Annotated in this window: 15 protein-coding genes; 8 read left to right on the top strand and 7 right to left on the bottom strand. The window is 72.6% G+C overall.

Features of this window, described 5'->3' with window-relative positions; all coding sequences use genetic code 11:
* The first annotated feature begins 2 nt into the window (after nucleotides 1-2).
* Nucleotides 3-398: a YbaB/EbfC family nucleoid-associated protein gene (locus tag K3N28_RS12590; RefSeq protein WP_228092881.1), complete on the top strand. Its 396-nt coding sequence runs from the start codon at nucleotides 3-5 to the stop codon at nucleotides 396-398.
* A gap of 290 nt (nucleotides 399-688) precedes the next feature.
* Nucleotides 689-1,621 carry a hypothetical protein gene (locus tag K3N28_RS12585; protein ID WP_228092880.1) on the top strand — a complete coding sequence of 311 codons (933 nt, stop codon included), beginning with the start codon at nucleotides 689-691 and terminating at the stop codon, nucleotides 1,619-1,621.
* Nucleotides 1,622-1,630: 9 nt separating this feature from the next.
* Here the strand turns inward: K3N28_RS12585 and K3N28_RS12580 are convergent, their stop codons facing one another.
* Entirely contained in the window at nucleotides 1,631-2,623 is a 993-nt protein-coding gene (locus tag K3N28_RS12580) for a Gfo/Idh/MocA family protein (protein WP_228092879.1), read from the bottom strand.
* A 180-nt stretch (nucleotides 2,624-2,803) separates the two neighbouring features.
* Here K3N28_RS12580 and K3N28_RS12575 point away from each other — a divergent pair, with 180 nt between their 5' ends.
* Complete coding sequence (locus K3N28_RS12575; protein WP_228092878.1) at nucleotides 2,804-3,454, top strand: copper resistance CopC family protein; 651 nt, start codon at nucleotides 2,804-2,806, stop codon at nucleotides 3,452-3,454.
* A 137-nt stretch (nucleotides 3,455-3,591) separates the two neighbouring features.
* Here the strand turns inward: K3N28_RS12575 and K3N28_RS12570 are convergent, their stop codons facing one another.
* Genes K3N28_RS12570 through moaC form a run of 4 tightly spaced genes read right to left on the bottom strand, consistent with a single transcriptional unit; the run spans nucleotide 3,592 to nucleotide 6,437 of the window.
* Nucleotides 3,592-4,005 (bottom strand): molybdenum cofactor biosynthesis protein MoaE, encoded by a 414-nt coding sequence (locus K3N28_RS12570; protein WP_228092877.1) that lies wholly within the window; start codon nucleotides 4,003-4,005, stop codon nucleotides 3,592-3,594.
* 4 nt (nucleotides 4,006-4,009) lie between these two features.
* Nucleotides 4,010-5,176, bottom strand: coding sequence for a molybdopterin molybdotransferase MoeA (locus K3N28_RS12565; protein WP_228092876.1), 1,167 nt, complete (start codon nucleotides 5,174-5,176; stop codon nucleotides 4,010-4,012).
* A complete protein-coding gene (locus tag K3N28_RS12560) occupies nucleotides 5,176-5,880 on the bottom strand; it encodes a molybdenum cofactor biosynthesis protein B (protein WP_228092875.1) in 705 nt (234 codons plus the stop codon). The genes K3N28_RS12565 and K3N28_RS12560 overlap by 1 nt, the downstream gene beginning before the upstream one ends.
* Complete coding sequence (gene moaC, locus K3N28_RS12555; protein WP_228092874.1) at nucleotides 5,877-6,437, bottom strand: cyclic pyranopterin monophosphate synthase MoaC; 561 nt, start codon at nucleotides 6,435-6,437, stop codon at nucleotides 5,877-5,879. Before moaC ends, K3N28_RS12560 begins: the two co-directional genes overlap by 4 nt.
* A 130-nt stretch (nucleotides 6,438-6,567) precedes the next feature.
* On the opposite strand from moaC, the gene K3N28_RS12550 reads away from it, so the two are divergent.
* Together K3N28_RS12550 and K3N28_RS12545 are read left to right on the top strand one after the other, a co-directional pair.
* Entirely contained in the window at nucleotides 6,568-6,933 is a 366-nt protein-coding gene (locus K3N28_RS12550; RefSeq protein ID WP_228092873.1) for a hypothetical protein, read from the top strand.
* On the top strand, nucleotides 6,926-7,336 hold the full coding sequence (locus K3N28_RS12545; RefSeq protein ID WP_228092872.1) for a hypothetical protein: 411 nt from the start codon (nucleotides 6,926-6,928) through the stop codon (nucleotides 7,334-7,336). The genes K3N28_RS12550 and K3N28_RS12545 overlap by 8 nt, the downstream gene beginning before the upstream one ends.
* Nucleotides 7,337-7,499: 163 nt before the next feature.
* Here the strand turns inward: K3N28_RS12545 and K3N28_RS12540 are convergent, their stop codons facing one another.
* Together K3N28_RS12540 and K3N28_RS12535 are read right to left on the bottom strand one after the other, a co-directional pair.
* Nucleotides 7,500-8,156, bottom strand: a complete 657-nt coding sequence (locus tag K3N28_RS12540) for a hypothetical protein (RefSeq protein ID WP_228092871.1) — start codon at nucleotides 8,154-8,156, stop codon at nucleotides 7,500-7,502.
* The gene (locus K3N28_RS12535; protein WP_228092870.1) at nucleotides 8,153-10,573 is read right to left on the bottom strand and encodes an FtsK/SpoIIIE domain-containing protein; all 2,421 of its coding nucleotides are present in this window, start codon (nucleotides 10,571-10,573) and stop codon (nucleotides 8,153-8,155) included. Before K3N28_RS12535 ends, K3N28_RS12540 begins: the two co-directional genes overlap by 4 nt.
* Before the next feature lie 343 nt (nucleotides 10,574-10,916).
* Between K3N28_RS12535 and K3N28_RS12530 the strand changes: the two genes are divergently transcribed.
* The 3 genes from K3N28_RS12530 (at nucleotide 10,917) to K3N28_RS12520 (ending at nucleotide 18,877) form a co-directional block, all read left to right on the top strand.
* A complete protein-coding gene (locus tag K3N28_RS12530) occupies nucleotides 10,917-11,576 on the top strand; it encodes a YqiJ family protein (RefSeq protein ID WP_228092869.1) in 660 nt (219 codons plus the stop codon).
* Nucleotides 11,577-11,815: 239 nt separating this feature from the next.
* Nucleotides 11,816-13,879: an SPFH domain-containing protein gene (locus K3N28_RS12525; protein WP_228092868.1), complete on the top strand. Its 2,064-nt coding sequence runs from the start codon at nucleotides 11,816-11,818 to the stop codon at nucleotides 13,877-13,879.
* A 78-nt stretch (nucleotides 13,880-13,957) separates the two neighbouring features.
* Nucleotides 13,958-18,877, top strand: coding sequence for a DNA repair ATPase (locus K3N28_RS12520; RefSeq protein WP_228092867.1), 4,920 nt, complete (start codon nucleotides 13,958-13,960; stop codon nucleotides 18,875-18,877).
* Nucleotides 18,878-18,922 lie beyond the last annotated feature (45 nt).

Genomic DNA, 18,922 nt, shown 5'->3' with positions numbered 1-18,922 from the left:
CGATGGCCGACCGCAGCCGCGATCCCGAGGAGATGTTCCGCCGGCTCGAGCAGATGCAGGCCGAGGCCGAGGCGACGCTGGAGAAGTACCAGCGGCTCTCGGAGGAGATGGGCGCCGACCAGGTCGAGGTGGTCTCCGAGGACGGCTACATCCGCGTCCGGCTCGACGCCGAGGGCAAGGTCGCCGAGATCGGCATCGACGAGTACGCGATGCGCATGCGCCAGTCCCTCGGACCGATGATCGTCGCCGTCATCGAACAGGCCAAGGCCGAGTACGGCGTCAAGATGACCGAGATGGCCCAGGCCCTCCTCGGCGACAGGATGGACGTCCGCGGCATCGTGCGCGACTCGCTGCCGGAACACATGCGCGACCGGTTCGACCGCGAACAGGGCCGCTGAGGAGTCCGAAGCAGCAGAGGGCGGGCGTTGCGGGGCGCCGAACCGGGCGGATCCGCGAAAGCGTTGGGGAGCAAGGCGCTCGAGGGCCGCAGCAGGCACCGTACGGTGTGGACGGCACGCGGGCCGCGGTTCGTCCACGACGTGCCGCTGCAAGTCGTGCAGGCGCCGAGCGTCCCGCGGTCGGTCGCATCGCAGCGCGAATACGCCCGGTCCAATAGGGCCTGAAAGGGGCGTGACGGCCCAGATCGCTGGGTGACCGGGCGGTGGCCCTGGGGCGGTATCTTGCTCGCATGGGAATGAAAGACCGCCTTGGGCAGATGAAGCAGCGCGCGCAGGACGCGGGGAAGCTGGTCGTCGACGTCGGCGTCGAGACCGCCCGCGAGAAGCGCGACGCGGCGACCGGCCTCGTGAAGTCGAAAGTGGACGCCGCTACCGGTTACGCGATCGACAAGCGCGACGCCACGGTGAACTTCGCCGGCGACGCCAAGTCCGCCTTGAAGGAAAGGGACGTCGAGGAGCTCCTCCGTCGCCTGCCGCTGCCCTCCTCGCCCGTGGACGAGCACTGGCAGTGGAGCCTCGCCAAGCTCATCACCGCCGGGAACAAGCCCCCCACCGGCACCGGGATGCTCCTCGGACTGCTCGACAACTTCGGCACCATCGACATCGGACCCGAAGAGGTCGGCTTCGACGGCGCTCAAGCCAAGTGGCACAAGGTGCAGGCGATCCGCACGCGTTCGCTCGACGGCATCGTGCAGAAGCTCTCGACCGACGGCTTCACCGAGAGCATCGAGACGGTGCTGCCGCCCGTCCCCGGTCGCGGCTGGGTCGCGGAGAAGGCCACGTCCGCGATCTTCACCCTGTGGGCGATGGTCGCCGACCTCGCCGTCCGCGACCCCGAGGCCGGGCGGCGGCAGATCGTGTGCGAGATCGAGTACAAGGGCTGGATCCGCACCAAGGAGGCCGAGACCGGCTTCTTCACCGGCCCGGTCATGGCGCTGCTGCCGGGCCTCGACCAGGTCTTCCGCGCCGAGGCCCAGCGCCATGGGGTCCTCGTCGAAGAGGCCGAGCAGGCCCCGATCGCGAACGCCGAAGCGCGTGTGGCGTGGCTCCGCGAGAAGCATGCGGCGCTCCTCGCCAAGCGCGAAGCGCTCGGCGGGAGCGAAGTGGACGGTGCGGACGGGCGGGAGCCGTCCCGCAGGGCGGTCGAGGCCGAGCCGCTGTAGAGGACGGCCCTACTGGGGGTGGGTCTCACCGGGGTAGCGCAGCCCGATCTGGGCGCGCACCTCGTCCATGATCTCCATGACCTCGACGGTGGCCTGGGGCGGCACGAGCGTGGACTCGAGTCGCCCCTGGCGCAGCGCCCGGTGCACTTCGAGCGCCTCGTGGACGTACCCGTGGCCGACGAACGGCGCCTCGAACTCCCGGGGCGCCTCGTTGTACCGCACGAGCGTGTAACCGCTGGGACGGTAGGCGTAGTCGCGCAGTTCGATGCGGCCCTCGGTGCCGGCGATGGTGACCTCGTTGCCGGGCCCGCCGCGGTAGGAGCACGAGAGCTGCGCGATCGCGTTCGGGTAGCGGAGGGTGATCGCGGTCTGGGCGTCGACGCCCGTCGTGTCCATCACCGAGGCCGCCGAGACCGACTCGGGCTTCCCGAGTGCCAGGTGCGCCAACGTGATCGGGTAGACGCCGAGGTCCAGGAGCGCGCCCCCGGCGAGTTCGAGGTTCCGCAGGCGGTGAGTGGGCGGGATGTCCCCCGCCAGGGCGAAGTTGCCGTGCACGGACACGACCTCGCCGATCATGCCCTCCTTGATGGCCCGGCGCATCTCGCGGATCGCCGGGTTGCAGCGGGTCCACATGGCCTCCATGAGGAACCGCTGGTGCTCGTGCGCGACGGCGAACATGGTCCGCGCCTGCGCGGCGTTGTAGGCGAAGGCCTTCTCGCACAGGACGTGCTTGCCGGCCTGGAGGAGCTGGATGGTGGGCAGGTAGTGGTGGGAGTGGGGGGTGGCGACGTAGACGATGTCCACTTCATCGTCGGCCGCGAGGGCCTGGACGGAATCCCAGGCCTGGGGAATGTCGTACTTCTTGGCGAACGCGGCGGCGCGCTCCGCCGATCGAGAGGCCACAGCGGTGACGCGGCAATCGTCGAGGAGGGCAAGATCTTCCACAAAGGTCGATGCGATTCCACCGGTCGCCAGGATTCCCCATCGGATCGGTTCAACCATGGACGTAAGCACACCACAACTTCCGGCGATCGTCAACACGAGGGTCAGCGGTACTATCTCCGCCAAGCGGGCCTTTTCCGCCACCGAAGTTCACGGTGCGTGACGGTACGCCCGTGACCTGGTAGGCGGTGTGAGGTTTCCCCCAATGGGGAACCAAGCGCTCCGTGGCACTATGGCGAAATGCTTCGAACTCCCATACATCGTGCGATCGCATTCGCGCTGGCCGCCGCGGGCGGCGCCGTTCTGGCGCTCGGACTCGCGGCGCCGGCGTCCGCCCACGCCGCGCTGGTGGGCACCGACCCCGAGGACGGGGCGACCCTCGCGACGGCGCCCCCCGAGGTCGCGGTGACGTTCTCCGAGATCCTCGACGGGCCCTCGACCGAGATCGCCGTGACCGACCCGGCCGGCGAGGTCGTCCCCGTGGAGCCGGCGGTGTTCGAGGGGGACACGTTCACGCAGCCGATGCTGTACACGACCCCGGGCGAGTACACCGTGGCGTTCCGGTTGTACTCGGAGGACGGCCACCGCGTGGACGACGCCGTGCGGTTCACCGTGGAGTCGATCCCCGAGGCGCTGTACGCGCCGGGCGCGGCGCCCACGGGCGAGGCGAGCGAGGGCGCGTCCGATCCGGCGACGGCGGACGAGCCGGAGGCGACCACGGACGCGGCGACGAGCGCCGCGGGCGACGCGGAGGAGTCGAACACGGGCGCAGCCCTGGCGGCGATCCTGCTCGGCCTGCTGGTCGTCGTGGTCGGCGGCGTCGTCCTCGTGAAGACCCTGGGCCGCAAGCAGCAGACCGACGACGGCCGGGGTGGTTCGGACGCCGTTTGACGTGCGGGCCGCTGAGCCGTCCCCAGCCCCCACCCTCCCGAGAGGGGAAGGAAGTCTGGGGCCGATCGTGGCAGGCGGGTCCGACAGGAACGGGCGCCAAATTGAGCGCGCGGCCCAGGGTTCACTCGAAGGAGTGGTCAGGGGCAGTTGACCCACTCGTCGGTGCCGTCGTCGAAGAACTGGTGCTTCCAGATCGGCAGGCGCGCCTTCACCTCGTCGACGAGGTCGGCGCACGCGTCGAAGGCCTCCTTGCGGTGCTCCGCCGCGACCGCCGCGACCAGCGCGGGGTCGCCGATCGCCAGGTCGCCGATCCGGTGCGAGACCACGACGCCCCGCACACCCGGGCGCGCCGCGATCTCCTCGGCGACCTCCCGCAGGAGCTCGCCGGCCGACGGATGGCCCTCATAGGAGAGCTTGAGGACGCCGCGGCCGCGGTCGTGGTTGCGGACGGTGCCCGAGAACGAGACCACCGCCCCGGCCTCGGCCGCGCTCACGGCCGCTTCGTGCTCGGCGACGTCGAGCGGGGCGTCGAGGACTCGTGCGCGGATCATGTGGTCACACTCCAGGGACGGTGGCGAGATCGACCGTCGCGCCCGCGGCGGCCTCGGTGTCGGGACCGACGACGGCGAAGCCGGCGGCGCCCGCCAGGCCCCGCAGCATCGCGGAACCGTGGTGGCCGAGGCGGCGCCCGGCCCGGTCGATCAAGGCGAGGTGGGTGAAGTTCCCGCGGCCCGGCACGTCCTCGGCGAGGTGCGCGGTGCGCAGCGGCGGCAGCGGCAGCCCGCGCAGACCGGCGAGCAGCGGCGCGACGAGCGTGACGACCGCGATCACCGCGGACTGCGGATTGCCCGGCAGCCCGGCGATGAACTTGCCGTCCGGCGTCCGCGCCAGGAGCATCGGGAATCCGGGCCGGACGGCGACCGTGTTGATGACGTACTCCGCGCCGATCTCGGCGAGCGCGGGGTGCAGGTGGTCGACCGGGCCGACCATGGTGCCGCCGGTGGTGCAGACGAGGTCCGCTTCGGCGAGCGCCACCCGCAGGGCGGCGACGTGCGCGTCGAGCGTGTCCTCGACCGGCCCGAGGCTCGGCACGGTCGCGGCCCCGGCCGCGGTGAGCATGGGGGGGACCATCGGGCCCAGCGAGTCGCGGACCCGGCCCTCGCGCGAGACCCCCGAGGTGAGGAGTTCGTCGCCGAAGACGACGACGCGGGCGGCGGGCCGTCCGTGCGCGGGCAGCGTCGCGTGCCCGGCGGCGGCGGCGAGGCCGATCACGGGCGGCGTCACCGGGGCGCCCGAGGGCAGCAGCTCCTCGCCGTGCGCGGCCTCCTCGCCGGGCTCGCGCCATTCGCGCGCCGGGGGGCCGTCGACGAGGTCGTCGTCGCCGATCTCGCTGTGCTCCAAGCGGATGATGCCCTCGGTGCCTTCGGGGACCTGCGCCCCCGTGGCGATCTTGACCGCGACGCCGGGCTTCATCGGCTGCGGCACCTGGCCGGCCAGCACTTCGCCGCCGATCCGCCACGGCCCCGGCCCGGCGACGGCCCAGCCGTCGATCGCGGACGTGGGGAACGCGGGGAGGTCGGAGACGGCCACGAGCGGCGCGGCGAGCGCCGACCCGACGGCCTCGGCGAACGGCAGTTCGGTGGCCGGGCCGCGGTGCTCGTAGCCCGCGGCCCAAGCGGTCTCGCGGGCCTCGGCCCAGGGGACGGGCGTCGTGTTCGGCATCAGGGCCTCCTGTGAGAACCGGTGTGCGTGTCATGGCGGCCGGGGGCGTCGGCTCCGCCTGACGCGGCGTGGTCGGCGGCGCCGTCCGGCGCTGGGTGCTCGTCCGCGGCCGGCGGTCGGTCGGGCTGCGGCGCATCGGCGCGGACGGCCGCGGCCTCGGTCCGGTCCGGCTGCGGTGTGGCGCCGGCACGGTCGCCTCCGGCCCCGCCCGGCGCGTCGGAGCGGGCGTGGTCGCCGCCGTGCAGCTGCGACACCGCGTGCTCGACGAGACCGGTGGTGAGCACCGCCAGGCCGTCCTTCGCCGCGCCCGTGGACCCGGCCAGGTTCACGATCAGCGTCCGGCCCGCGACCCCGGCGATGCCGCGCGACAACGCCGCGTGCGGGGTCTTCGCGAGTCCGGCCGCGCGGATCGCCTCGGCGATGCCCGGCACCGCGAAGTCGATCACCTGCGACGTCATCTCCGGCGTCAGGTCCAGCTTCGTGAGGCCGGTCCCGCCGGAGGTGACCACGAGGTCGGCCCCGTCGGCCACGGCCGTGCGCAGCGCCTTCGCGACCTCCTCGCCGTCGTGGACGACGACGGGGCCGGTCACGTCGAACCCGTGCGAGGCGAGCCCCCGGGCGAGGATCGGCCCCGAGGCGTCCTCGTACACGCCGTCGGCCGCCCGGTTCGAGGCGACGACGACGACCGCGCGCACCGCCGTCACGGGCGGTCGCTCTCGGCCCCGGCCAGCCGCTCGCTGCGTTCGCTGCCGCGGACCGGCCGCGCCTCGTCGTCCGCCGTATCGGTCGGCGCTTCGCGCCGCCACGTGCCGGCCTTCCCGCCGAGCTTCTCCTCGACCTTGATGTCGGTGATCATCGCGGCCGGGTCGACGGCCTTCACCATGTCGACCAAGGTCAGCGCCGCCACCGACACCGCCGTCAGGGCCTCCATCTCGACCCCGGTCCGGTCGGCGGTCTTGACGCGGGCGGCGAGGTCCACGCCCTGGTCGGTCACCGTCAAGTCCACTTTCACGCCGCTGACGGCGATCGGGTGGCACAGCGGCACGAGCTCCGGGGTCCGCTTCGCCGCCATGATGCCCGCGATCCGGGCGGTCGCCAGCGCGTCGCCCTTGGCGAGCGAGTTCGCGCGCAGGGCCGCGACCACGTCGGGGGTGGTCAGGAGCCGCCCGGTCGCCACCGCCGAACGGTGCGAGACGTCCTTCTCGGAGACGTCGACCATGCGGGCGGCCCCGGCGGCGTCGACATGCGTGAGGTCAGCCATGCCCGGAAGTCTAGTCGCGGCGGGTGACGCCGCCGAACTTCCGGAGACCGGCGCCCGCCGGGACGGTGCGGCGGCCACTTCGCGGTGCGGCCTCGGAGGCGCCGCGGAGCGCCTGTATTAGCGTCGAGGCGTGATCGAATGGCTCTACCTCGCCGTCCAGGCCGCCGCGCTGGCGATGAGCGCCTGGTTCTTCGTGGACACGGCCCGCTCGCGCCAGGTGGGCCGCCGCCACTTCGTCGGCGTCGCCGTCCTGGAGGCGCTGCTGCTGGTGCAGCTCGCGGTGTCGATCGCGATCGTGCCGGGGGAGGCGGGCGGCGGGAAGGCGCTGTTCTTCTCGTACCTGGTCACGACGATCCTGGTGCCCGTGGCGGCCTGCTTCTGGGGGTCGATCGACCGCAGCCGCTGGGGCATCGGGACGGTGGCGGCCTCGGGCCTCATCGTCGCCGCGCTGCTGCTGCGGGTGCACCAGATCTGGGAGCTCCAGATCCATGTCTGAGACCGGATCCGCCGAGGCCGCGCCGCGCTCGCTCGCGGCGGGCTTCGGCCGCCTGATCGTCCTGGTGTACGTGGTCTTCGCCGTGTCGGCCGGGGCGAGGGCCCTGTTCCAGGTGGCGACGAAGTTCGGCGACGCGCCGGTGAGTTTCGCGTTGAGCGCGATCGCCGCGGTGATCTACCTGGTGGCCGCGGTCGCGATCATCCGCGGTGCGGGACGGCTCGCGATGCTGGCGGTGGGGATCGAGATGGCCGGGGTGCTCGCGGTGGGCGGGTTGAGCTTCGCGGTGCCGCAGTGGTTCCCCGAGCCTTCGGTGTGGTCCCATTTCGGGTCGGGGTACGGCTATGTGCCGCTGGTGCTCCCGGCGGTCGGCCTCGTCTATCTCCTGAAGCGCCGCAGCGGTTAGCGTTCGAGCGCCCCGGCGGCGGCGAGCAGGTCCGGGGCGGCGCAACCGCACCGCCGTGAACCGGTAAGTCGCGTGGCGGCGTCCGCGAAGCAGTGGGCGATCGCTTCCCTCTCGGGCCCCCGTCACCGTGGAAGGGCGTGGCCGTCGACGCTCATCTCGCCGCTCAGCTGAAGACGCCGTACAGGGGCACCAGGAGCGTGGAGACGCAGATGACCAGGCCCATCTGCCAGTGCCGTTCGAGGCGGGTGTCCTCGCGGGCGATCGGAGGACGCGTGACGACCCCGATGGTGAACCAGCCGATCACGAACGCCAGCAACGGGACGAGGAGGCCCAGGCCGATGAACAGGGCGAGGGTGAGCGGGCTCTGGGTCCCCGCGGAGTCGCCCGCGTCCAGGCCGCTCCACACCCGCATGAGGACCAGGTGGGCGACGATCGCGGCGAGGGCGTAGAGGCCGTAGACGAGCCCGTTGCGTTCGTCGGCGCGCCACCGGGGGAGCCACGGCGGGCGGTGCGCGAGGTACCGGGCCTCGTCGAGTTCGACCGCGGCGGCCTCCAGGTCGGCTTCGGCGGCGTCGACGTCCGCGACCGGGTCGCCGCTCAGCGGCGGCGGCGCGGGCAGTCGCTGCGGCGGCGCGGTGCGGGCGGCTCGGGCGAGCTCGTCGACGGCGCCGCGCTGGGCGGCGGCCTGCTCGGCGAGCCGCCGGACGCGTTCGCCGAGCGACTCGGTCGCGGTGGCCGAGCGGGCGGCGGCCTCGTCGGCGGAGCGGCGGGCCTCGTCGAGGCGGCGCAGCTGCGCGAGGTAGTCGTCGAAGGCGGTCACCGGCGGGTCCTCTCGATCACGCTGTCACCACTGCGCTGGTGCCCGGGGCCGTGGTCCTCGGACCGGGAGAACGGGACGACGAGCCTGCCGCCGCCGGTGTCGGCGTGCCGGTCGACGAGGAGCGCCCGCCCGGGCCGGGGGTGCCAGTGCTGGAACTGCTGTCCGAAGTGGCCCATGATCTCGCCGCCGGGCAGGTTGAGGACGAGCGCGCACGCGACGTCCTCGCGTCCGGCGCTGCCGCCGATGTCGTCGGTGAAGCGCCGGAAGTTCCGCCACCAGCCGAGCAGGTGCACGTCCCGGGCGGGGCCGGTGCGCAGCAGGTCCCGCAGGGTCTTCTGCGCCTTCAGGTCCAGGGCCGCCGCGTCGAGGCCCCACGCGGCGAGCACGGTGCCGTCGGGGATCTCGGCGAGTCGTGCGACGAACGCGTCCGGCGCGATCCGGTCGGCGGCGTCCCGCAGGATCGCGTTCCCGGTGAAGTCGACGCCCCAGACGCGGGCGCCGTTCCCGGCGAGGCTCGCCACGGCCGCCTCCAGGGCCTCGCCGCCCGCGGGGTCGGAGCCGAGCACGGCCAGGTGCCGCCCGGGCCGGCGGTCGAGGTCGACGCCGACGGCGTTGAGGTGCAGCGAGACCTCCCGGCCCAGCAGCGCCCGTCCCGGCCGCCGCTCCCCGGGGAGGGTGTCGGCCAGGTGGACCGGCCGGTAGCCGTAGAACACGCGCGGCGCGCCGACGCCGCTGTGGACGGCGTTGAGCTGCTCGCGCAGCCGGAGCATGACGTCGTGGTCGGTGTTCGGGAACCGCGCGACCCGGTCGGCTCCGGCGGTGCCGCCCTCGGTGTTGACCACGACCTGCCCGAGCGAGATCCGCGAGGACGCGTCGTTGTTCGGCTCGAGCACCGTGCGCGCGCCCGGCAGGGCGATGCGCATCGGGAACTGCCCGAAGATCGAGTCCTTCTTCGCCCACAGCGCCTCGATCCCCGAGAGCGTCTGCGACGCGAGCACGAGGTGCACGCCGTAGGAGCGGCCCTTGCGCGCCAGGTTCTCCAGCAGGGCCACGGCCTCGGAGGCGACGCGGTCGTTCCCGGCGAGGAGCACCTGGAACTCGTCGGCGACGCACACGATCCGCGGATACGCCTCGTGGTCGCGCAGGCCCGCGAACGAGGCCACGCCGTGCCGCTTCATCACGGTGGAGCGGCGCGTCATCTCCTCGTTCAGCGTCTTGAGGACGGCGAGCCCGTACTCGCGGTCGGACTCGACGCCGACGGCGCGCGCGTGGGGGATGAACGTGGTGTCCCGCTCGGTCGGGATGAACTCGGTGAACGAGACGCCTTCCTTGAAGTCGAGGAGGAACAGCGCCAGGTCCGAAGGGGCGTACCGGGAGGCGAGCCCGTAGAGGACGTCGAGGAGGAACACGGTCTTGCCGCCGCCGGTGCGCCCGCCGACGAGCCAGTGCGGGGTCGCGTCGTCGAAGCGCAGCCGCACCTCCCCGGCGGCGTCGCGTCCGATGAGGACCTCCAGGCCGCGGGCGGGGTCGTTCGACTCGGGCCGCGGGGGGATGAGGTCGGCGAAGGTGAGCGTCGCGGCGGCCCGGGCGCGCTCGGCGAGCCGCTGCGCCTCTCCGGACACATAGGACGGGTCGGGGGTCTCGGGCCAGTCGACCGGGGCGGCCAGGCGCTCGCCGCGGCCGAACGGCGCGGCGGGCGGGTTCGTGATCGCGACCCGCCCGTCGGCGGCGTGCATGACCGCGGCCTGGGGCAGCCCGGGCAGCCCGCACGCGAGGACGGTCACGCCGTGGGCCAGGCCGCCGCGGGCGAGCGCGTCGATGCGTTCGACGAGCGTGCGCGGGGCCTCCCCGAGGGAGGCGACGACGAAGAGCATCCGGTCGCCGCGCCGCCCCGCGATGTGCTCGGCCACATGGGCTTCGGCCATGGCGACGGCGTCGGCGGCGGCGCGCGCGTCGGTGGCGACCGCTTCGATCACGCCGGCGTCGGCCAGCGGCCGCAGCGGCGCGAACGCGGCCCCGAGGGTCGCGGTGTCGACGCCGACGACGCGCAGCCGGCCGGGTTCGCGGGTGCCGACGGCGTGGAGGATCGCGGTCCGCACCAGCGTCGCGACGCCCTCGACGCGGGCGTCGAGCGAGGTCGCGAGGTGCCCGCGCTCGCCGAAGGGGACCAGGAGCGGCAGGGTGCGTCCTTCGTGGAGGAGGACGCGGCCGGCCGGCAGGAGTTCGGGGTCGGCGCGCAGCTGCTGGGCGGACGCGGTGGCGGCCTCGGCGATCTGGCGTTCGGCGGCGAGGAGCGCGGGGTCCACGGGGGCCCGGTGTGCGGCGTCGCCGAGGCGCTGCGCCGCGTGCCCGAGCCGGGCGGCGGCCGTGTCGCAGCCTGCGGCCGCGTTCGCCAGCGCAGTCTGGAAACCGGGCACCGGACCTCCTTGCGGGTTCGAGGGCCGCGCGGCGCGGGTGCGCCGCGGCTGCTGTTCGACCGGTCACACCATATCGCGGCGGGGCGCGGGGCGGCCCTGCCGCACTCGGCCCGCGGGCCCGCCGCGGGGCTCGAAGCGTCCGCTTTGCGCAGTCTTCCCCGGATGGGGCGCGTGCATTACCCTAGAAGCAGGCCCGATCTCGCTGACCCGGAGCGTGTGCCGCCCGAACGCCATCGCCCGCCCGCGCAGAGCTCCCGCGCGTGCGGCAGACAGAACCGAACAACGCCTGCGGGCATCGCCATGCGGGCCGAACCTCGGATTCGCCAAGAAGGACCCGTGCCCCATGAGTGACTTTCTGGATATTGCCCTATCCTTCCCGCCGGTCGTCTTCTCCTTCGGCCTCATCCTCGTGGTCCTGTACTGGCTCACCGTCGTCGTCGGCGCCCTCGACGTCGACATCGTGGACGTCGGCGGGGACGCCGAGCTGGACGCGGGGGGCGGCTTCTGGTCGGCCTTCGGGTTCGGCGCGGTGCCCTTCACCGTCGTGCTCTCGCTGTGGATCACGTTGGGCTGGATCGTGACCGTGCTCGGCGCCTCCTGGATCCGCGGCTCGGACCTGTTCATCCCGCCCGCCGCCTCGGGGACGGCCGTGCTCGTCGCCGGGATCGGCGTCGGCATGCTCGGGGCGAAGCTGCTCACCGGCCCGCTCGCGAAGCTCTTCGAGGACGCCCCGGCCACCGCGCACGCCGACCTGGTCGGCAAGGTGTGCGTCGTGCGCACCGGCACCGTGACGCTCGACTCGGGGCAGGCGGAGATCACCGACGAGGAGGGCCAGCTGCTGCTCATCAACGTGCGCCGCTCCCCGCACGAGCCCGACGGCATCGACGACGCCCTGTTCGCGCGCCACTCCAAGGTCGTCGTCTTCGACTACGACGAGGCGGACCGGGTGTTCCTGGTCGTGCCGGTGGCCATGCCGCCGGAGGTCGCGGTCGCCGAGTCGTAGCGGCCACCGCGCCTTCACGTCACACCGGTCCGGGCGGGATTCCCACCGGATTCCCGGTTTGGGTCTCCCGGATTCGTGCCGCCGCGGGCCTCGCGTCCCCCGCGGTGAGCAGGTCTTGGTTAGGGTGTGGGCACGCCCGCTTCGGCGGCGCCGCCGTCACTCGACCACGCCGTCGTCCGACGCCGAGCCGCGCCGCCGGCCAGTCCCGTTCCCCCCGAAGTCCCGTTAGGAACCACCGCATGGACACCTCCAACTCGACGGCGCTGATCGGCCTCGTGGTCGGCGCGCTCGTCTTCCTCGGCGTGCTGCTCATGGTCATACGCCTGTATCGGAAGGTCGCGCCAGGCCAGGCCCTGGTCGTCACGAAGCTGCGCACCCGGAAGGTCTCCTTCACCTCCGCCCTGGTGCTGCCGATCATCCACCGCGCCGAGTACATGGACATCTCGGTCAAGACGATCGAGATCAACCGCGCGGGCAAGGACGGCCTGATCTGCCAGGACAACATCCGCGCCGACATCTCCATCACGTTCTTCGTGCGGGTCAACGCCACCGTGGACGACGTCCTCAACGTGGCCGGCGCGATCGGCACCAAGCGCGCCTCCGACCAGGACACGCTGCAGGAGCTGTTCAACGCCAAGTTCGCCGAGGCGCTCAAGACCGTCGGCAAGCAGCTCGACTTCACCGACCTCTACACCAACCGCGACGAGTTCCGCGACCGCATCCTCAACGTCATCGGCACCGACCTCAACGGGTACTCCCTCGAGGACGCGGCGATCGACTACCTCGAGCAGACCCCGATGGACCAGCTCGACCCCAAGAACATCCTCGACGCGCAGGGCATCCGCAAGATCACCCAGCTCACGGCCATCGAAGCGGTGACCACGAACGAGCACCGCCGCACCGAGGAGAAGGAGATCAAGCGCCAGGACGTCGAGGCCCGGGAGGCCGTGCTCGAACTCGAGCGCCGCCAGACCGAGGCCGAGATCCGCCAGCAGCGCGAGATCGAGACCCTCCGCGCCCGCGAGTCCGCCGAGGTCCAGAAGGTCCAGGCCGAGGAGCGCCTCAAGAGCGAGACCGCCCGGATCAGGACCGAAGAGGCCACCGGCATCCAGCACGAGAACCGCCTGCGCGAGATCGCCGTCGCCGAGAAGAACCGCGAGCGCGTCATCGCCGTGGAGACCGAGCGGATCGAGAAGGACCGCATCCTCGAGGTCGTGGGCCGCGAACGCGAGGAGGAGCTCGCCCGCATCGCCGCGCAGAAGGAGCTCGAGGCGCAGAAGCGCGACATCGCCGACGTCGTCCGCGAGCGCATCGCCGTCGAGAAGACCGTCGCCGAGCAGGAAGAGGGCATCAAGCGCCTGCGCGCCACCGAGGAGGCCGAGCGCGAACGCCAGCGCGTCATCATCCTCGCCGAAGCCGAGGCCCAGGAGAGCCTGGTCAAGGACATCAAGGCCGCCGAGGCCGCCGAGGCCGCGTCCAAGCACCTCGCCCGCCAGCGGCTCACCGAGGCCGAAGCGGCCCAGCAGGCCGCCGAGCTCGAAGCGCGCGCCAAGATCCGCCAGGCCGAAGGGGACCAGGCCATCGCGGCCGCCCCGGGCCTGGCGGAGGTCCAGGTCCGCGAGGCCGAGGCCGACGCGATCGAGAAGGGCGGGCTCGCCGAGGCGAAGGCCGCCGAGGCGAAGGGCCTGGCCGAGGCCGAGGCCATGGCCGCCATCGGCAAGGCCGAGGCGACCGCGACCGCCGCGAAGGGCACGTCCGAGGCGAACGCCCTGCGCGAGAAGCTCGTCGCCGAGTCCGCGGGCCTCACCGAGAAGGCCGCCGCCATGGACGCCCTCTCCGAGGCCTCGCGCGGGCACGAGGAGTACCGCCTGCGCCTGGAGATGGAGAAGGAGCTGCGCGGCGCCGAGATCGAGGCCCGTCGCTCGATCGCCGAGCAGCAGGCGAGCGTCATCGCCGCGGGCCTGTCGAAGGCCGACATCTCGCTGGTCGGCGGCGACACCCAGTTCTTCGACCGGGTCGTCGGCGCGATCGGCTACGGCAAGGCCGTGGACGGGTTCGTCGCCCACTCCGAGGTCGCGCAGACCGTCGCCGCGGGCTGGGGCAACGGCGCCACGTCGTTCGCCGAGGACCTCAAGGCGGCGTTCGCGACCGTGGGCAGCGAGGACGTCAAGAACCTGACGGTCTCGGCCGCGCTCGTCAAGCTCATGCAGAGCGGCGGCGACCACGACGTGCTCTCCGGTCTCCTCGGCAAGGCGAAGGAACTCGGCGTCGCCGAGCGGCCCGCCCTGGAGATCGCCAAGTAAACCGCTCCCGGGACCGCGGACCCTGCCCGGGTCTGCGGTCCCACCGCCGTCCGCCTCCCAACGCTCCCAGGGGAACCCATGGCCGAAGAGAAGACCGCCCCAGCCGGGGTCGCGCCCGCCCCCGCCTCGTCGCTCGACGCCGGCACCTACGAGGTCCTGTCGTCCCGGCTCGGCGACTTCGCCGCCGAGCTCGCCGACCGCGCCGAGGCCCTCAACGCCGCCCGCACCGCGGCCTTCGGCTCCACCGGGCTCACGCTCCTGGGCACCACGCGCATCCGCACCGCGAACAACTGCGTGCCCCGCGACATCGCCCGCGTCGGCGACCGCCTCCTCTTCGGTTACAACGTCCACATGGGACTCAAGTCGCACACGGCCGTCGCCGACGTCTTCGCCCTCCACGACTTCGGGCGGGACGGTGACGCCTTCGCCTTCCACGAGGTCGACGAACCCGGGCACCTCCTCGACGAGCCGCGCTTCACCGCCGACTTCACCGAGATGTACCGCTACTACCGCTCCACCGAGCTCCTCCAGGTCCGCGAGACCGACGGCCGCCTCCTCGCCGTCTTCAAGATCGGCGAGCAGCTCGGCGACCAGCGCGTCCTGCGCTGGCAGCTCGCCCCCGACGGCACCGCGACCTACATGGACGCCCGCGGCGACGCCGACGCCGTCTGGCCCGAGCCCTACGACTTCGAGTGGACCCCGACCACCCGCGAGCACCACGTCACCGGCCGCCACCCGCACGTGTCCATCGAGGACGAGATCTTCGTCGAGTGCCTCAACGGCGAGCTCACCGTCAAGATCGAGGACAACACCGAGTCCGGCGAGGGCGTGTACGCCGAGCCCGTCGCCGAGCCGCTCCAGTCCCTCGCCGACGCCGAGATCGCCTACGCGCGCATCGGGCCGCTCATCCTCCTGCGGGTCCTCCCGTACAAGGAGACCGTCACCCGCTACCTGATCTTCAACTCCCGCACCGGGAAGATCGTCCGCGCCGACGCCATCGGCCAGTCCTGCCGCCGCCTCCCCGAAGACCACGGCCTGATCTTCCCCGGCGGCTACTACCTCAACGAAGGCAGACTCAAGACCTTCGACCACGACGTCGCCGACCTGCGCTTCAAGAAGGTCATCCGCTCCCCCAACGGCGAAGACGTCCTCTACGTCTTCTACCACGAAGCCGAGGGCCGCTCGCTCCTGCTGCCGTACAACGTCATCCGCAAGGAAGTGGCCGCGCCCATGAGCGTCCACGGCTACGCGCTCTTCGACGACGGCACCCTCGCGGCCTTCCGCTTCACCGGCGAAGAGGCCACCCGCGTCCACCCCATGCAGATCTGGTCGACCCCGTTCGTGTCCGAGGCCTACGCCGCCGCGGCCGAGACCGGCGACACCCCCGTCCACCGCATCGGCAACGCCGAGGCCGTCCGCGCCGTCTCCGACGCGCTCTCGGTGGCTCGCCTGGTCCGCGAGATGGAACCGGCCCAGGCGGTCTTCGAAGCGCTCATCGCCGCCGCCACCCGCTGCCTCGACGACTACCCGTGGCTCGGCGACGAGGGCCTCCACGGCCTCGACGAGAGCCTCGCCCGCGTCCGCGACACCGCCGAGGCCGTCCTCGACGAGTACGCCACCGTCGCCGAGCTGACCGCCGAGGCCGCGAAGGCCCTGGAGCAGGCCCGCACCGACACCGTGCGGCTCCTGCGCCGCGCCCGCGGCGAGGCCCCCAAGTCCGCCGAGGACTGGGTCGGGCTCCTCGCCGAACTGCGCGGCGCCGGCGGCCACCTCGTGACGCTCCGCGAGACCCGCTACATCGACCTCGCCGGGATCGACGCGCTCGCCGCCGACGTCACCGAGTCGCTCGACGCCACCGGCCGCCGCGCCGTCGCCTTCCTCGAACGCGGGGACGCCTTCGCCGCGTACTTCGAGCAGATCGCCGACCTCGAACGCAAGGCCGAGGCCATCGCCTCGGTCGCCGAGTCGGACCCGCTCCTGGAGGACCTCGACGCCCGCCAGCGGGGCCTGGAGACCCTCACCGAAGTCGTCGCCACCTTGGAGATCGGCGACGCCGTCGTGCGCACCGCCATCCTCGGGCGCGTCTCCGAGGTGCTCGCCGCCGTCAACCGCGCCCGCGCCACCCTCGCGGCCCGCCGCCGCGAGCTCGCCGTCGGCGAGGGCCGCGCCGAGTTCGCCGCCGAGTTCGCCCTCCTCGGCCAGTCGGTCACGGCCGCGATCAGCGCCGCCGACACGCCCGCGGCGTGCGACGAGCAGCTCGGGCGGCTCCTGCTCACCGTCGAGAACCTCGAGACCCGCTTCGCCGACTTCGACGAGTTCCTCCAGCAGCTCGCGGACAAGCGCACCGACGTCTACGAGGCGTTCTCCTCCCGCAAGCAGCACCTGCTCGACGAGGCCGCCCGCCGCGCCGAGCAGCTCGCCCAGTCGGCCGACCGCATCCTCGAAGCCGTCGCCCGCCGCACCGCCGCGCTGTCCTCGCTCGACGAGGTCAACACCTACTTCGCGACCGACCCGATGGTCGAGCGGCTGCGCAAAGTGGTCGCCGAGCTCCGCGGCCTGGACGACACCGTCCGCGCCGAGGAGATCGAAGGCCGCATCGCCGCCGCCCGCGCCGAGGCCGGGCGGGCCCTGAGCGACCGGCTCGACCTGTTCGACGGCGACGCCGTCAAGTTCGGCGAGCACCGCATCCCCGTCAACACCCAGCCGCTCGACCTCACGCTCGTGCCCGCGGGCGAGGACCTCGCGTTCTCCCTCACCGGCACCGACTACCGCCACGTCGTCGACGACCCCGGCTTCGCCGACACCCGGCCGTACTGGCACCAGTTCCTGCCCTCGGAGAACCCGCAGGTCTACCGCGCCGAGCACCTCGCCGCGGCGCTCCTGGCCGAGCACGGCCCCGCGAAGCTGCTGGCCGAGGACCTGCCGAAGTTCGTGTCCGCCGCCGCCGCCGAACGCTACGACGAAGGCTACGAGCGCGGCGTCCACGACGCCGACGCCGCCGCGATCCTCGCCGAGGCCCTGCGCCTCTACGCCGCCTCCGGGCTCCTGCGCTACCGCTCGGCCGAGCGCGCCGCCGCCCAGCTCTACTGGGGACACGGCATCCCGAAGGAGGAGCGGATCGCGATCCGCACCCAGGCCCGGTCGCTCGCGCGCGCCCGCGCCGTCTTCGGCCGCGCCGACGCCCTCGCCGAACTCGGCGCCGACCTCGGCGAAGCCGTCAGCCACTACGTGAACAACACGCTCATCCCGCTCGACGTCGACCCCGACCTCGCCGGGGAGTACCTGGTGGAGGAACTCGCCGACCCCACCGGCGGCTTCGCCGTCTCGCAGCGGGCCCGCGCGCTGCTGACCGCGTTCGAGCGCCAGATCGGGCCCGGCGCCAAGGCCGACTTCGAATCCGACCTGCGCGCCCTCGAAGACGACATGATGTCCAAATGGGAACTGGCAGCGGTCTGGCTGGAGTCCTTCATGCGCCAGACCGAGACCGAGGACTTCGACGAGGCCGACCTCCCCGAGGCCCTCGCGATCCTCCTCGCCGAGGTCGACACCTACGACGTCACCGCGGAGCTCTCCAGCAAGGTCACCGGGCTCCTGGGCACCCACCCGCGCGTGGAGGGCCGGGTGCTCCCGCTGCGCCTCGACGAGTTCCTCGCCCGCACCGGCGCGTTCCGCCGCACCGTCCTGCCCGGCTACCGCGCCTACCAGCGCCGCCGCGCCGAGATCATCGAGACGCACCGCCGGACGCTGCGCGTCGAGGAGTTCAAGCCCAAGACCATGGCCGGCTTCGTCCGCAACCAGCTCATCGACGACGTCTACCTGCCGCTCATCGGCTCCAACCTCGCCAAGCAGATCGGCGCCGGCTCGGGCGAGGGCCGACGCACCGACCAGTCCGGCATGCTCATGCTCATCTCCCCGCCCGGCTACGGCAAGACCACCCTCATGGAGTACGTCGCCGACCGGCTCGGGATGCTCCTGGTCAAGGTGAACGGCCCCGCCCTCGGGCACGAGACGGTCTCCGTCGACCCCGACGACGCGCCGAACGCGACCGCCCGCGCCGAGGTCCAGAAGATCAACTTCGCGCTCGAGGCCGGCAACAACGTGCTGCTCTACCTCGACGACATCCAGCACACCAACCCCGAGCTGCTGCAGAAGTTCATCTCGCTGTGCGACGCCCAGCGCAAGATGGAGGGCGTCTGGAACGGCCGCACCCGCACCTACGACCTGCGCGGCAAGCGGTTCGCCGTCTGCATGGCCGGCAACCCGTACACCGAGGCCGGCCAGAAGTTCCGCATCCCGGACATGCTCGCCAACCGCGCCGACGTGTGGAACCTCGGCGACGTCCTCTCCGGACGCGACGCCGTGTTCGCCCAGTCCTACATCGAGAACGCGCTCACCTCCAACAAGGTCACCGCGCCGCTCGCCGGACGCGACCGCGCCGACACCGCGCTGCTCATCCGCCTCGCCTCCGGCGACCCGACCGCCGCGCCCGAGGCGCTCAAGCACCCCTACAGCGCGGGCGAGCTCGATCAGCTCCTGTCGGTGCTGCGCAAACTCGTGCGCATCCAGAAGACCGTGCTCGCCAACAACCTCGCCTACATCGCCTCGGCCGCCATGGACGACGCCTCGCGCACCGAGCCGCCGTTCCTCCTCCAGGGCTCCTACCGGAACATGAACCGGCTCGCCGAACGGGTGGTTCCGGTGATGAACGACGACGAGCTGGAAGCGGTCATCGACGACCACTACGCGGGCGAGGCGCAGACGCTCGCCTCCGGCGCGGAGGCGAATCTGCTCAAACTCGCCGAGCTGCGGGGGCGGCTCACCGAGGAGCGCGCGGCCCGCTGGGAGGCCGTCAAGGAGGCGTTCCGCAGGGAGCAGACCCTCGGCGGTTCGAGCGACGATCCAATGTCGAGGGCGGTCGGTGCGATCACGCTGCTCGCCGACCGTGTGAAGGGCATCGAGGCGGCGCTGCAGCAAAACCGCAGAGCATTCGGGGAATAAGTCCTCTACGGCGGCTCGGCCCGACCTGACCACCCGGTACGCTTT

The sequence above is a fragment of the Glycomyces sp. TRM65418 genome (genome assembly GCF_019710475.1).
Classification (GTDB): Bacteria; Actinomycetota; Actinomycetes; order Mycobacteriales; family Micromonosporaceae; genus Glycomyces.
Note: the sequence above shows the minus strand (reverse complement) of the source record. Positions and strands in the feature narration are given on the sequence as shown.

Excerpts from the sequence above, each read along its gene's own strand:
- K3N28_RS12590 (WP_228092881.1), top strand. The coding sequence starts at position 3 with ATGGCCGACCGCAGCCGCGATCCCGAGGAGATGTTCCGCCGGCTCGAG.
- K3N28_RS12585 (WP_228092880.1), top strand. The coding sequence starts at position 689 with ATGGGAATGAAAGACCGCCTTGGGCAGATGAAGCAGCGCGCGCAGGAC.
- K3N28_RS12580 (WP_228092879.1), bottom strand. The coding sequence starts at position 2,623 with ATGGTTGAACCGATCCGATGGGGAATCCTGGCGACCGGTGGAATCGCA.
- K3N28_RS12575 (WP_228092878.1), top strand. The coding sequence starts at position 2,804 with ATGCTTCGAACTCCCATACATCGTGCGATCGCATTCGCGCTGGCCGCC.
- K3N28_RS12570 (WP_228092877.1), bottom strand. The coding sequence starts at position 4,005 with ATGATCCGCGCACGAGTCCTCGACGCCCCGCTCGACGTCGCCGAGCAC.
- K3N28_RS12565 (WP_228092876.1), bottom strand. The coding sequence starts at position 5,176 with ATGCCGAACACGACGCCCGTCCCCTGGGCCGAGGCCCGCGAGACCGCT.
- moaC (WP_228092874.1), bottom strand. The coding sequence starts at position 6,437 with ATGGCTGACCTCACGCATGTCGACGCCGCCGGGGCCGCCCGCATGGTC.
- K3N28_RS12545 (WP_228092872.1), top strand. The coding sequence starts at position 6,926 with ATGTCTGAGACCGGATCCGCCGAGGCCGCGCCGCGCTCGCTCGCGGCG.
- K3N28_RS12530 (WP_228092869.1), top strand. The coding sequence starts at position 10,917 with ATGAGTGACTTTCTGGATATTGCCCTATCCTTCCCGCCGGTCGTCTTC.
- K3N28_RS12525 (WP_228092868.1), top strand. The coding sequence starts at position 11,816 with ATGGACACCTCCAACTCGACGGCGCTGATCGGCCTCGTGGTCGGCGCG.
- K3N28_RS12520 (WP_228092867.1), top strand. The coding sequence starts at position 13,958 with ATGGCCGAAGAGAAGACCGCCCCAGCCGGGGTCGCGCCCGCCCCCGCC.